At 70.1% G+C, this 12,892-nt stretch carries 12 protein-coding genes; 3 read left to right on the plus strand and 9 right to left on the minus strand.

What is annotated here, in order from left to right; translation table 11 throughout:
* Nucleotides 1-6: 6 nt before the first annotated feature.
* Nucleotides 7-396 carry a hypothetical protein gene (locus G6N51_RS17305; RefSeq protein ID WP_083173500.1) on the minus strand — a complete coding sequence of 130 codons (390 nt, stop codon included), beginning with the start codon at nucleotides 394-396 and terminating at the stop codon, nucleotides 7-9.
* Between the two features lie 135 nt (nucleotides 397-531).
* On the opposite strand from G6N51_RS17305, the gene G6N51_RS17310 reads away from it, so the two are divergent.
* Entirely contained in the window at nucleotides 532-1,251 is a 720-nt protein-coding gene (locus G6N51_RS17310; RefSeq protein ID WP_083173501.1) for a PadR family transcriptional regulator, read from the plus strand.
* A 23-nt stretch (nucleotides 1,252-1,274) separates the two neighbouring features.
* Here G6N51_RS17310 and glpK read toward each other — a convergent pair whose 3' ends face one another.
* A complete protein-coding gene (glpK, locus tag G6N51_RS17315) occupies nucleotides 1,275-2,795 on the minus strand; it encodes a glycerol kinase GlpK (protein WP_083173502.1) in 1,521 nt (506 codons plus the stop codon).
* A gap of 86 nt (nucleotides 2,796-2,881) precedes the next feature.
* On the opposite strand from glpK, the gene G6N51_RS17320 reads away from it, so the two are divergent.
* Nucleotides 2,882-4,366: a glutamate--cysteine ligase family protein gene (locus tag G6N51_RS17320; protein WP_083173503.1), complete on the plus strand. Its 1,485-nt coding sequence runs from the start codon at nucleotides 2,882-2,884 to the stop codon at nucleotides 4,364-4,366.
* A gap of 21 nt (nucleotides 4,367-4,387) precedes the next feature.
* Nucleotides 4,388-5,068 (plus strand): class I SAM-dependent methyltransferase, encoded by a 681-nt coding sequence (locus tag G6N51_RS17325; protein WP_083173504.1) that lies wholly within the window; start codon nucleotides 4,388-4,390, stop codon nucleotides 5,066-5,068.
* 4 nt (nucleotides 5,069-5,072) lie between these two features.
* Here G6N51_RS17325 and egtE read toward each other — a convergent pair whose 3' ends face one another.
* From egtE to G6N51_RS17360, 7 genes are all read right to left on the minus strand, one after another.
* Nucleotides 5,073-6,221 (minus strand): ergothioneine biosynthesis PLP-dependent enzyme EgtE, encoded by a 1,149-nt coding sequence (gene egtE, locus G6N51_RS17330; RefSeq protein ID WP_083173505.1) that lies wholly within the window; start codon nucleotides 6,219-6,221, stop codon nucleotides 5,073-5,075.
* Nucleotides 6,218-7,183 (minus strand): L-histidine N(alpha)-methyltransferase, encoded by a 966-nt coding sequence (gene egtD, locus G6N51_RS17335; RefSeq protein WP_083173506.1) that lies wholly within the window; start codon nucleotides 7,181-7,183, stop codon nucleotides 6,218-6,220. The genes egtE and egtD overlap by 4 nt, the downstream gene beginning before the upstream one ends.
* Nucleotides 7,180-7,893: an ergothioneine biosynthesis protein EgtC gene (gene egtC / locus G6N51_RS17340; protein ID WP_083173507.1), complete on the minus strand. Its 714-nt coding sequence runs from the start codon at nucleotides 7,891-7,893 to the stop codon at nucleotides 7,180-7,182. Before egtC ends, egtD begins: the two co-directional genes overlap by 4 nt.
* Complete coding sequence (gene egtB, locus G6N51_RS17345; protein WP_083173508.1) at nucleotides 7,893-9,188, minus strand: ergothioneine biosynthesis protein EgtB; 1,296 nt, start codon at nucleotides 9,186-9,188, stop codon at nucleotides 7,893-7,895. The genes egtC and egtB overlap by 1 nt, the downstream gene beginning before the upstream one ends.
* 89 nt (nucleotides 9,189-9,277) lie before the next feature.
* Nucleotides 9,278-10,546, minus strand: coding sequence for an ergothioneine biosynthesis glutamate--cysteine ligase EgtA (gene egtA, locus G6N51_RS17350; protein WP_083173509.1), 1,269 nt, complete (start codon nucleotides 10,544-10,546; stop codon nucleotides 9,278-9,280).
* Nucleotides 10,547-10,710: 164 nt separating this feature from the next.
* Complete coding sequence (locus G6N51_RS17355) at nucleotides 10,711-11,358, minus strand: sensor domain-containing protein (RefSeq protein WP_142275097.1); 648 nt, start codon at nucleotides 11,356-11,358, stop codon at nucleotides 10,711-10,713.
* Nucleotides 11,359-11,397: 39 nt separating this feature from the next.
* The gene (locus G6N51_RS17360; protein WP_083173511.1) at nucleotides 11,398-12,846 is read right to left on the minus strand and encodes a catalase; all 1,449 of its coding nucleotides are present in this window, start codon (nucleotides 12,844-12,846) and stop codon (nucleotides 11,398-11,400) included.
* Nucleotides 12,847-12,892 lie beyond the last annotated feature (46 nt).

Here is a 12,892-nt window from a genome sequence, read left to right on the forward strand (position 1 = left end):
CGGCCGCTAGCCGGAGACGCTCGCCGCCATGAGGGCGACGTCGGCGATCAACAGCGCCCAACCGCACAGCGGCACGGCGATACCGCCGCGCCGCTTCGCGGTCAAAAGCGAGACGACGATGACGACGACGGCGACCGCGGGCGCACCGTAGAACGCGACCCCGAAATCGATCCCGCCGTGGCCCAGGTTCGGACAGCTTCGGTCGGCGCAGCCGTCGGTACTCATCACCGCGCCCAGGGCAAAGAGCATCACGATGACGGCGGCGGGCACCGTGGCCAGCGCCAAACCCCAGTTGACCCACGGCCACACGGTGCGCCCCCGACCGCTGCCATCCTGCGCGAAGCCGGTCGCGGAGGAGGCCCCGCGGACCGCCAGGTTGGAGTCATCAGCGTTCATCCCAGAGTTCCTACCCGCCGCCTGGGGGGTGCAAACCGCCCCGCCCAATTTTCACCGTTGCATCGCGATAGGTTCCGATATATCGTAATACTTCGGAGCGCACGGTGCGCTTCCCTTCAGACGTAAGGAACAGACATGAACAACCCCTTCACCCCCACCGGCGGCCCGTTCGCCGCCGGCCCCGGTTTCGGCTTCGGGCCCGACACCCATCGGCGCGCCCTGCACGGCGCCCGGCGGCGCGCCCGCCAGGAGTTCTTCGAGAACCTCCGCGAGCACGGCCCCGACCATGACGGCCCCATCGGTTTCGGCCCCGGGTTCGGACCGGGCTTCGGCCCCGGCTTCGGACCGGGCTTCGGTCCGGGCTTCGGCTTCGGGCCGGGCGGCCGGCGCGGCGGATGGCGTCGTGGCGGCCCCGGTCGCGGCAAGCGCGGCGACGTCCGCGCGGCCATCCTGGCGCTCCTGGCCGAGCGGCCGATGCACGGCTACGAGATGATCCAGCAGATCGCCGAACGCAGCAACGGAATCTGGAAGCCGAGCCCCGGCTCGGTCTACCCGACGCTGCAGCTGTTGACCGACGAGGGTCTGATCACCGCCAGCGAAAGCGAAGGCAGCAAGAAGCTCTTCGAGCTGACCGACGAGGGCCGCGCGGCGGCCGAGAAGGTTGAGACCCCGCCGTGGGACGAGATCGCCGAGGGCGCGGACCCCGGTCACATGAACCTGCGGGCGGCCGTCGGCCAACTGTTCGGTGCGGTCGCGCAGTCGGCGCACACCGCCACCGCCGACCAGCAGCAGCGCATCGTCGAAATTCTCAACAACGCGCGGCGCGAGGTCTACGGCATCCTCGGCGAGGACTGACCCCCACCCCGGCGGGCCCTGGATCAGGTGACGTCCACCCAATCCAGGGTCCGCTGCACCGCCTTGAGCCAACCCGCGTATCCCGCGGCGCGCTGCTCGTCGGTCCAGGCCGGCGTCCAGCGCTTGTCCTCGCGCCAGTTGGCCCGCAGGTCCGACGGATCCGCCCAGAAGCCCACCGCCAGGCCGGCCGCGTAGGCCGCGCCCAGCGCGGTCGTCTCGGCGACGACCGGACGCACCACGTCGACCCCGAGCACGTCGGCCTGGATCTGCATGCACAGGTCGTTGCCGGTGACACCGCCGTCTACCTTCAAAACTTCAAGGCGCACACCAGAATCCGCCGCCATCGCGTCGACCACGTCGCGGCTCTGATAGCAGATCGCCTCCAGCGTCGCGCGGGCCAGGTGCGCGTTGGTGTTGAACCGTGACAGCCCGACGATCGCGCCGCGGGCGTCGGATCGCCAGTACGGCGCGAACAACCCCGAAAAGGCCGGGACGAAATAGACCCCGCCGTTGTCTTCGACCTGACGCGCCAACGACTCGCTTTGCGCCGCGCCGCTGATGATGCCCAGCTGGTCGCGCAGCCACTGCACCGCGGCGCCGGTGACCGCGATCGAACCCTCAAGCGCGTAAACCGGTTTCGCCTCCCCGAACTGGTAGCAGACGGTGGTCAGTAGCCCGTTGTCCGACCGCACGATCGTCTCGCCGGTGTTGAGCAGCAAGAAGTTTCCGGTGCCGTAGGTGTTCTTGGCCTCACCCTCCGACAGGCACACCTGGCCCACCATCGCCGCGTGCTGGTCACCGAGCATGCCGGTGACCGGCACCTCGCCGCCGACCGGCCCGGTCTGCGCGGAGACCCCGTACGGCCCCGGCGACGACGACGGCGCGATCGCCGGCAACATCGCACGCGGGATCGAGAAGAACGACAACAGCTCGTCGTCCCAATCCAGGGTCTCCAGGTCCATCAGCATGGTCCGGCTGGCGTTGGTCACGTCGGTGACGTGCACGCCGCCGCGCGCGCCTCCGGTCAGGTTCCACAACACCCAGGTATCGGGCGTGCCGAACACGGCGTCACCGCTCTCGGCGGCCTGCCGCACCCCGTCGACGTTCTCCAGGATCCATTGCAGTTTGCCGCCGGAGAAATAGGTCGCCGGGGGCAGGCCCGCCTTGCGGCGGATCACCTCGCCGTGGCCATCCCGTTCCAGCGCCGACGCGATCCGGTCGGTGCGGGTGTCCTGCCAGACGATCGCGTTGTAATAGGGCCGGCCGGTGTGCCGATTCCACACCAGCGTGGTTTCCCGCTGGTTCGTGATGCCAAGGGCGGCAATGTGTTTGGCGGACAAGTTGGCCCGGTTCAGCACCGACATCAACACCGACGACGTCCGCTCCCAGATTTCGACCGGGTCGTGCTCGACCCAGCCGGCGCGGGGCAGAATCTGTTCGTGCTCGAGCTGGTGACGAGCCACCTCGGCGCCGTCATGATCGAAGATCATGCAGCGGGTGCTGGTGGTTCCCTGGTCGATGGCGGCGACGAACTCAGCGGACACGTCAGGAGTCCATCATGGTCCGGGTGGACTCGACAAGCTCACCGCGTAGCTTGCATTACCGCCGGTAACCCTGTTCCATCGGCGGTGTGGGCGAAGAGGTCAGGCGCACCACGTACAACAGCGCACATCGGCGGGAATACCGGCGCAAGCTCCAGCTATGCCTGGACGTCTTGGAGACGATGCTGGCGCAGTCGCACTTTGACTCGGCCAGACCGCTCACCGGCATGGAGATCGAGTGCAACCTTGTCGACGCCGGCTATCAGCCCGCGATGTCGAATCGCGATGTACTGGACGCCATCGCCGATCCGGCGTTCCAGCCGGAATTGGGCGCCTACAACATCGAATTCAACGTCCCGCCCCACGCCCTGCCCGGGCACACCGCGCTGGACCTGGAAAGCGAGGTGCGGGCCAGCCTGAACGAGGCCGAGATCAAGGCCGGCGCCGGCGGCGCGCACATCGTGATGATCGGGATCCTGCCCACGCTGATGCCCGAGCACCTGGCCACCGGCTGGATGAGCGACTCGAGGCGGTACGCGGCGCTCAACGAGTCGATCTTCACCGCGCGGGGCGAGGACATCCCGATCAACATCTCCGGCCCCGAGCCGCTGAGCTGGCAGGCCGTGTCGATCGCGCCCGAATCCGCTTGCACCAGCATTCAATTGCATCTGCAGGTGGCCCCGGAAGCGTTCGCCGCCAACTGGAACGCGGCCCAGGTGGTGGCCGGCCCGCAGCTGGCGCTGGGCGCCAACTCGCCGTACTTCTTCGGCCACCAGCTGTGGGCCGAGACCCGAATCGAGCTGTTCACCCAGTCCACCGACACCCGGCCCGAGAAGCTCAAGTCCCAGGGCGTGCGGCCGCGGGTGTGGTTCGGCGAAGGGTGGATCAGCTCGGTGCTCGACCTGTACCGAGAGAACATCCGCTACTTTCCGTCCCTGCTGCCCGAGGTGTCCGATGAGGATCCGGTCGCCGAGCTGGCCGCCGGCCGGGTCCCGCACCTGTCCGAGCTGCGGTTGCACAGCGGCACCGTCTACCGGTGGAACCGCCCGGTCTACGACGTGGTGCAGGCAGACGGGGTTGGCCGCCCGCACCTGCGGCTGGAGAACCGGGTGCTGCCGGCGGGGCCGACCGTCGTGGACATGCTGGCCAATTCGGCCTTCTTCTACGGCATGCTGCGCCGCCTGTCCGAGGACGACGATCCGGTGTGGTCGGGTATGGATTTCGCTGCGGCGCAGGCGAATTTCCTCGGGGCGGCGCGCAACGGCATCGACGCCCGGCTGCGTTGGCCCGGTCTGGGCGAGGTGACGGCGACCGCACTGGTGCTGGACACGTTGCTGCCGATCGCCGACGAGGGACTGCGGCGCTGGGGCGTGGACGCCGAGGTGCGCGACCGCTTCCTCGGCGTCATCGAGGGCCGCGCCAAGACCGGCCGCAACGGCGCCAGCTGGCAGGTGTCCACGGTGCGCGCCCTGGAAGACGGTGGGATGGCGCGGCCCGCGGCGCTGGCCGAGATGCTGCGCCGCTACTGCACACACATGCACACCAACGAACCGGTGCACACCTGGGAGTCCTGAACCCGGAGTACGTTGCAAACCATGACGGGCGATCAGGTGATGGACTGGGACAGCGCATACCGGGAGCAGGCGCACTTCGAGGGGCCGCCGCCGTGGAACATCGGCGAACCGCAGCCCGAACTGGCCGCACTTCTGGCGGCCGGCAAGTTCCGCAGCGACGTGCTGGACGCCGGGTGCGGGGTGGCCGAGCTGTCGTTGGCGCTGGCCGCCCGGGGCTACACGGTGGTCGGGGTCGACATCACGCCGACCGCCGTCGCGGCGGCCACCAAGGCCGCCGAGGAACGCGGCTTGACCACGGCCAGCTTCGTGCAGGCCGACATCACCTCGTTCAGTGGCTATGACGGACGGTTCTCCACCGTGGTCGATTCCACGCTGTTTCACTCGCTGCCGGTCGAGGGCCGCGACGGCTACCTGAGCTCCATACACCGCGCGGCCGCGCCGGGCGCCGGCTTGTTCGTGCTGGTGTTCGCCAAGGGCGCGTTTCCCGCCGAGATGGAACCCAAACCCAACGAGGTCGACGAGGACGAACTTCGCGCCGCAGTCAGCAAGTACTGGGAGGTGGACGACATCCGGCCGTCCTTCATCCTGTCGAACGCCGTCGAGATCGCGGGCGCGCCCTTCGAATTCCCGCCGCACGAGCGCGACGAGAAGGGCCGGCTGAAGATGCCCGCCTACCTGCTCACGGCACACAAAGCGGGCTAGGTCCTCAACCGGCGGTCGCCGCCGTGGCGGCGATCAGCGCCTCGGCGAAGGTCTCCAGGTCGTCGGCCGTGGTGTCGACGTGCGGCGAGATCCGCAGTCGCGGCCCGGCCAGCTCCAGGGGTGCCCGCTGCACGCCGACGAAGGTGGTCAGGATCCGCCGCTCGGCGAGCAGCCACGACCGCACCGCCTGCGGATCGGCGCCGTCGACCGGCGCCAGGGTCGTGATGGCGCTGGGCTCGTCGGCCTCTTCGACGACCGCCCAGCCGGCCACGTCGGCCAGCACCCGGCGGCTGACGCCGCCCAGCTCGCCCAGCCGCGCCCGCACGGCCCGCGGCCCGTACGCCAGGTGCTCGCCCAGCGCCAGCGAAAACCCCACGCGCGCCGCGACGTTGGCCTCACCGAACTCCAGCTGCTGGGCCACCGTGAACGAGCCCGCGAGCCACTCCGGTGCCGCCAGCCGCGGATGCAGGTCCTCCATCAGCCGGCGGCGCACCGCCAGCGCGCCGACACCGCGCGGCCCGGCGATCCACTTGCGCGACGACGCATAGGTCACGTCGGCGCCGACCGCGCAGTCCACCTGGCCCAGCGCTTGGGCGGCGTCGACGACCAGCGGCAGCCCCAGCTCGCGGCACAGCTGCGCGATCATCGCCGACGGTTGCACCACCCCGCTGTGGCTGCCGAGGGCGGTCAGGTGGACCAGGTCGGGCGGGTCGGCCTCCAGCGCCAGCGCCGCGTCGTCGAGCGCGACCCGGCCGTCCTCGAGCGTCGGCAGCAGCTGACGGTCGAACCCGTGCGCCGCCAGCAGCGCCAGGTTGGGACCGTATTCGCCGGGCAGGCACGCCACCCTGCGCCGGTCGGCCGGCCAGGCGCCGAGGAGCAGGTCCAGCGCGTTCAGGGAGCCCGTGGTGAACACCACCTCGGCGTCGCGCATGCCGGCCAGCGTGGCGAACGCAACGCGTCCGGCGTCCAGCGCGGGCGCGGCCGCCTCGGCCGCGACGTAGCCACCGATTTCGGATTCGTTGCGCGCGTGCAGGGCGGCCGCCTCGATCACCGCCAGGCTCTGCCGCGAGCAGGCCGCGCTGTCCAGGTGCAGCCCGGCCACGGGTGGGCGGGCCGCCCGCCACCGGTTCGCCAGCGAACCCCCGGCCGTCACTTCACGGCCAACGACAACCCGAAATCGCCCGCGGTGTCGGTCCACCACCTGGTGCGACGCAACCCCACCGCGGCCAATTCGGCGCTCACCCCGTCCGGGCGGAACTTGCACGACACCTCGGTGAGCATCTCCTCGCCGGCCGCGAAATCGACGGTCAGGTCGAGCGCGTCGACACGGACCCGCTGGCGGCGGCCGGCGCGTAACCACATTTCGATGCGTTCCTCGTCGGCATTCCAGCGCGCCACGTGGTCGAAGGCCTCGACGTCGAAATCGGCGTCGAGTTGCCGGTTGATGACCGCCAGCACGTTGCGGTTGAACGCCGCCGTCACGCCGGCCGAGTCGTCGTAGGCCCGCACCAGCCGGCCGGTGTCCTTGACCAGGTCCGTGCCCAGCAGCAGGCTGTCCCCGGGCCGCATCTGGGCGGACAGGCTCGACAGGAACTCCGCCCGCGGTCCGGGCGTGAGGTTGCCGATCGTCGACCCCAGGAACACGAACAGGCGACGCCCGCCGGTCGGGATCTCGGTCAGGTGTTCTTCGAAATCGCCGCAGACCGCGTTGATTTCGACGCCGGAATATTCCCGCTGAATGGCCGCCGCGGCCGTCGACAGGATGCCGGCGTCGACGTCGAACGGGACGAACCTGCGCAGCGATCCGCGGTTGCGCAGCGCGTCCAGCAGCAGCCGGGTCTTCTCCGACGTCCCGCTGCCCAACTCCACCAGGGTGTCCGCCCCGCTGGCCGCGGCGACGTCGGCCGACCGGGCGCGCAGGATCTCGGCCTCGGCGCGGGTCGGATAGTATTCGGGCAACCGGGTGATCTGGTCGAACAGGTGGCTGCCAAGCGAATCGTAGAACCATTTGGGGGGCAACGACTTCGGTGTCCGCTGCAGGCCTTCGAACACGTCGCGGCGCAACGCACGGTCGGCGGAGTCGGCGGCCAGGTGGTTGGACAGGGTCAGCGTCATCGATAACCTTCCGGGTGATCCAGCGGGGTCAGCGCGATCCCCGTCGCGCTGACGTCGACGAGGTGTCGGTCCGGCACTTCCTCCCAACCGGGGTCGTCGTCGTAGGGCTCGCTGGCCAAGACGACACCGTCGGCGCGGCGCAGGATCGAAAGCGTGTCGCCGAACGCCGTCGCCAGCAGGCGAGAGCCGTTGGCGGCCAGGATGTTCAGCCGGGCGTTCGGGTCGGCGGCCGCTACCTCGTTGAGGGTCTCGCCGAGCGCGTCGAGGCCGCGCTCGAAGATGGCCGCCGCGAGGAGCGCGCTGTCGCACACCGATTCGGCCCGCGGGGTCGCGGGCAGCGCGGCGCGGTCGACGACTCCGTTGTGCGACAACAACCACTGGCCGTCGGTGAACGGCGCCGTCGCGCTCACGTCGATCGGCATCCCGACCGTCGCCGAGCGCACCGCGGCCACCATGCAGTGGCTGCGCAGCGCCGGCGCGACGGAGGTGAACGACGTGTCACCCCACAGCGGCGCCGAGCTGCGCCACCGGCGCGGCACCTGGGTTCCGGAGGAGACGTCGAAAAACCCGACGCCCCAACCGTCGGCGTTGAGCAGGCCGTGCTTCTGCCGGCGCGGGGCATAGGACTGCACCCGCAGCCCGTACGGCGGGTCCAGCACCAGCGAGGAGACGGTGACGTCGGCCCCGAGCCAACCGAGATGACGGCACATCAGGCGGAATCCTCCGCGTCCCAGGCCAACCGGACGCCGGAGAAGATCTGGCGCCGGATCGGATGGTCCCAGTTGCGGAAGCTCGGCCGCAGGATGGCGGGCTCCACGGCCCACGATCCACCGCGAAGCACCCGGTAGTCGCCGCCGAAGAACGGCTGCGAGTAGCGCTCGTAGATCATCGGAACGAAGCCAGGCCACGGCCGCAGCGGCGAGGAGGTCCACTCCCACACGTCGCCGAGCATCTGCTCGGCCCCGTATGCCGAGGCGCCGGCCGGGTACGCCCCGACGGGCGCCGGGCGCAACGCGGCGCCGCCCAGGTTGGCGAGGGCGTCGGTCGGCGGCTGCGCCCCCCACGGGTAGCGGCGCCGGCTCTCGGTGGCCGGATCCCACGCGCAGGCCTTCTCCCATTCCATCTCGGTGGGCAGCCGCGCGCCGGCCCAGGCCGCGTAGGCCTGCGCCTCGAAGTAGGTGACGTGCTGCACCGGTTCGTCGGCGGGAATGTCCTCGACGTGTCCGAAGCGGGTGCGCGTTCGCGCGTCGGGGCTCCAGAACAGCGGCGCGGTCAGTCCCGCGCGCTGGCGATGCTCCCAGCCGCGCTCGGACCACCAGCGGGGCTGCCGGTACCCGCCGTCGTCCACGAACTGCCGCCACTCGCCGTTGGTGACCGGCACCCGGCCGATCCGGAAGGCCGGCAGCTCGACGACGTGGGCGGGACGTTCGTTGTCCAACGAGTACGGCTCGGTCGCGGCGTCCACGCCCAGCACGAACGGGCCCGCGGGCACCGGGACCGACGTGCCGGCCAACCCGGGCCGCCCGGCCGGCAGCGCCGCGCCGTCGCGCAGCAGCGGCGCGCCGCTGCGCAGGTTCAACGCCTGCAACATGGTTTCGTCGTGCTGGTTTTCGTGGCTGATCACCAGCGCGAACGCGAAGCTGTCGGCGTCGTCGGGCAGGGCGTCGAGGGCATCGAGGGCGGCGGACCGCACGGTCCGGCAGTACGACCGCGCGCGGTCCGGGGATAGCAGCGGCAACTCGACCCGGCTCGCGCGCGAGTGCACGAAGGCGTCGTAGAGGCCCTCGACCGCCGGCGGCAGCATGCCGGGCCGGCCGGGGTCGCCGCCACGTAGCAGCCAGAGCTCCTCTTGCTGACCGATGTGCGCCAGGTCCCACACCAGCGGGCTCATCAGGGGGTCGTACTGCCGGTACAGTTCGGCGTCGTCGAAGTCGACCAGCCGCAACGTCCGCGCCCGCGCCCGCGCCAAATCGTCGGCAAGGCTCGCCCGGCATGACGATCGCACGCGCGGCGCTGGGGGCACTCCCCAGCTCCGCGGGGACCCCACCCGCGTGCGGGGGACCGGGCGCGGCGGGTCGGAATCATCAGCGGAAGTCACAGCCCCCCTCGCGCCAGTCGCGCCACGGTGGGCGCGATGCCGTGCTGGATCACCCCGTCGGAGAAGTCGTCGCCGGGACAACGGCCCCGTTCGACGGCGTCGACCAGGCGCTGCATCGAATCGGCGAGTTCGGGCGGCGCCAGTTCGGCGGCGACGGCCACGCACTTGTTGGCCGCGGCGTACAGCCGCCGGTCACGCAGCCCCAACCGGGCCGCGGTGTCCCAGGCGGTGGCCACCGGTTCGACCGCCTCGGCCGCGACGCCGGCCGCGACCGGGTCGTCGAGCAGGGTCACCAGGGTGAACACCAGCACCGGCCAGAAGGCGTCCGGCACGCTGTCGAGGTAGCGGATCTCCAGCCACTGCCTCGGGCGCACCGGGGGAAACAGCGTGGTCAGGTGGTATTCCAAATCGGCGACGGTGGGACGGCGAGCACCCAGCAACACCCGGCCGTCCACCCAGTCGGCAAACGGCACCCAGCGCGTGACCGCTGTGAGTTCTGCGGCGTCCGGGGTGTGCACCAGCATCACCGGCGCTTTGAGCGCGTAGCGCGCCCAGTCGGTGCCGGGTTCGTCGCCGCTGGCGCCAAGAATGGGTCCGCACCGCGCCGAGTCCATCTGGCCCCACACCCATTGCCGGGTCGAGGCCCACCCGGTGAACCCACCGCGCAGCATCGGCGAGTTCGCGGCCATCGCGATCATGGTGGGGCCCAGCGCGTGCGCCAGCCGCACCCGGTCCGCCCAGCCGGCCCGCGGGCCGGCGTCCACGTTGACCTGAATGGACGCGGTGGACGTCATCATGGCCGCGCCGGCCGCACCCGAGCGGCTGGACGCGAAGAACTGCTCCATGGCGCGGTAGCGCGCGCCCGGGTTGATGCGCTTGGGCAGGCGCAGCGGGTCCGCCCCCAAGAGGACGAGGCCCAGCCCGGCGCCGGCGAACGCCGACCGCAACACGGACTGGTCGCGAAGCATCGCGTCGATGGCGGCGACCACCCCGTCGGCCGGCGGACCGGACAGCTCCACCGCACCGCCGGGCTCCACCGTGACCCGGCTGCCACAAGGCAGTGACCCCAGAGGCTTCAGCACGTCGGCGATCTCGTCCCAGCCGGGCCTGCGGTGCGGGTCGGCCGGGTCGTGGCAGTGGGCTTCCACCTCCAGACCCACTCGGCCCAGCGGGGCGTCCACCAGGCAGGCGTCCGCGATGTAGTGCGCGGCGGCTTTCGAGTCGGCCATCTCGGAGCTCGCGGTAGTGACAGCGGCGAACGTCATATCACTATCCCTTCGGGCCTGGGCCAGCCTGAGCACGCGTCCGCGGACCACTTCCCTGCATAGCGAGGGGAACGGTAACCGCCACTACTTCATCTAACAGATGGCTCCGACATATTCCCGTTCGCGCCAAAACTCAAGCATGCCGAGCCGGCCCCCGAACCGGCTCACTGGCCGAGCGCGTTCTGCATCGCGCCGGCCAGCACGTTGACCGCCGGCCCGGCGTTGCCAGACTGGCAGACCTTGGCCTGCAGCAACACATTTTCGCGCAGCCTGGTTTGATTGAAACACCGCCGATCGGTGCCGGCCTCTTGCTTGGTCCAGTTTGCGTCGGCGGGACCGGGCGGCCCCCCGTCGAAGGACCACACCTGGGTTACGCCGTTGTCCAGGTGGATCGCGGTGGTCTGGCCCGAGCAGCCAACCGTCCGGTCCACCACGCGATGGAACGCGCGGTCGGCGGCGTCGTTGGTGGCAAACACCCCGACGGCCTGCTTGACGAAGTGGGTCTGGTCGCTGGCCGACGTCTGGGTGACGGCGCCGTTGAACGACGCCAGGTCCGGGTCGCCGTACACCTCGGGCAATCCGATGTCGGCCCAGTTGTTGCACGCCGGAACGTCCACCCAGTCGCCCTGCACCGGTTGGGTGAACACCGACTCCCAGCCCATCGTTGCGCCCACGATGTTGCCGACCGACCCCTTACCCAGGACCGCGTAGTTCACCACCCCGGGTTCCGACGGGTGCCCGGCCGCCACGGGAACGCCCAACCCCGCTCCGACCGCCACGCCGACGGTCACCACCGCGGCACAGATCCGCATGGTCATTCCAGCGATCATGCCAGGCAGGTGGGCGCGCGGTCAGCCCCCGTTGCCCCGCACGCCCTCCTCGACCTGCTTGCCGAGGTCGGGGTCGACGTTGCGCCAGTACTCGAACACCCGCGACAGCACCGGTTCTTTGACGCCCTTGGATACGTGCCCAATGATGTTGTGCGCCAACCGGTCCCGGGCAGCGTCGTCGAGGACCTCGCGAACCATGGTGCCGGCCTGGCCCCAGTCGTCGTCCTCGGCGTGCAGCGTGTACGCGGCGCGGACCATGTCGCCGTCGGCGTGCCAGCGCACCTCGGCGGCGCGGGCCGGGTCGGCGTGCGGGCCGCCGTAGGAGTTGGGCGCGTAGACCGGGTCGGAGACGTTCTTCATCCGCATCGCGCCGTCCTTCGAGTAGCTGTTCACCTCGACCTTCGGCGTGTTGACGGGGATCTGCCGGTAATTGGTTCCCAGCCTGGCGCGGTGCGCGTCGGAGTAGGAGAACCCCCGGGCCTGCAGCATCTTGTCGGGGCTCAACCCGGTACCGGGCACGGTGTTGTTGGGCTCGAAGGCGGCCTGCTCGATCTCCGTGTGGTAGTCGGTGACGTTGCGGTTCAGCGTCATCTTGCCGACGTCGATCAACGGGTAGTCGCTGTGCGGCCACACCTTCGTCAGGTCGAACGGGTTGAACCGGTAGTTGCGGGCCTCCTCGTACGGCATGATCTGCATCTTCAGGGTCCAGCTGGGGTGGTCGCCGCCCTCGATGGCCTCGTAGAGGTCCCGTTGGTGGTAGTCGCCGTCCTCCCCGGCCAGCCGGTCGGCGTCCTCCTGGGTCAGGAAGTCGGCGCCCTGATCGGTCTTGAAGTGGTACTTGACCCAGAAGATCTCGCCGGATGCGTTGATCCAGCTGTAGGTGTGGCTGCTGTAGCCGTTCATGTGCCGCCAGGTCTTGGGGATGCCGCGGTCACCCATCAGCCAGGTCACCTGGTGGGCGGACTCCGGCGACAGGCTCCAGAAGTCCCACTGCATGTTGTGGTCGCGGACGTTGCTCGCCTGCAGGCGCTTCTGCGAACGGATGAAGTGCTGGAACTTCAGCGGGTCGCGCATGAAGAAGACCGGCGTGTTGTTGCCGACCAGGTCGAAGTTGCCCTCGCTGGTGTAGAACTTCAGGGCGAAGCCGCGAGGGTCGCGCCAGGTGTCCGGGCTGCCCCGCTCGCCCGCGACGGTCGAGAACCTGGCCAGCATGTCGGTCTTGGTGCCGGGCTGGAAGACCGCGGCCCTGGTGTACTTGCTGACGTCGTTGGTGACCTCGAAGGTGCCGAAGGCGCCCCCGCCCTTCGCGTGCGGCTGACGCTCCGGGATGCGCTCCCGATTGAACTGGGCCATCTGCTCGATCAGGTAGTGGTCCTGCAGCAGAATCGGGCCGTCGGGCCCGATCGTCAACGACTGGTCGTCGCTGGGTGCAGCGATGCCGGCGTCAGTGGTGGTGAAACGCTCCGTCATGTCACTATCTCCTCGTTTGGTGGGCTGACTCCAGGCTTTGGCTACG

The organism is Mycobacterium paraseoulense, assembly GCF_010731655.1.
In the GTDB taxonomy this organism is placed as follows: Bacteria; Actinomycetota; Actinomycetes; order Mycobacteriales; family Mycobacteriaceae; genus Mycobacterium; species Mycobacterium paraseoulense.

Coding starts and splice junctions, on each gene's coding strand:
- G6N51_RS17305 (WP_083173500.1), bottom strand. CDS start 396: ATGAACGCTGATGACTCCAACCTGGCGGTCCGCGGGGCCTCCTCCGCG.
- G6N51_RS17310 (WP_083173501.1), top strand. CDS start 532: ATGAACAACCCCTTCACCCCCACCGGCGGCCCGTTCGCCGCCGGCCCC.
- egtD (WP_083173506.1), bottom strand. CDS start 7,183: ATGACGCTGACCCTGTCCAACCACCTGGCCGCCGACTCCGCCGACCGT.
- egtA (WP_083173509.1), bottom strand. CDS start 10,546: ATGACGTTCGCCGCTGTCACTACCGCGAGCTCCGAGATGGCCGACTCG.
- egtC (WP_083173507.1), bottom strand. CDS start 7,893: ATGTGCCGTCATCTCGGTTGGCTCGGGGCCGACGTCACCGTCTCCTCG.
- G6N51_RS17360 (WP_083173511.1), bottom strand. CDS start 12,846: ATGACGGAGCGTTTCACCACCACTGACGCCGGCATCGCTGCACCCAGC.
- G6N51_RS17355 (WP_142275097.1), bottom strand. CDS start 11,358: ATGCGGATCTGTGCCGCGGTGGTGACCGTCGGCGTGGCGGTCGGAGCG.
- G6N51_RS17325 (WP_083173504.1), top strand. CDS start 4,388: ATGACGGGCGATCAGGTGATGGACTGGGACAGCGCATACCGGGAGCAG.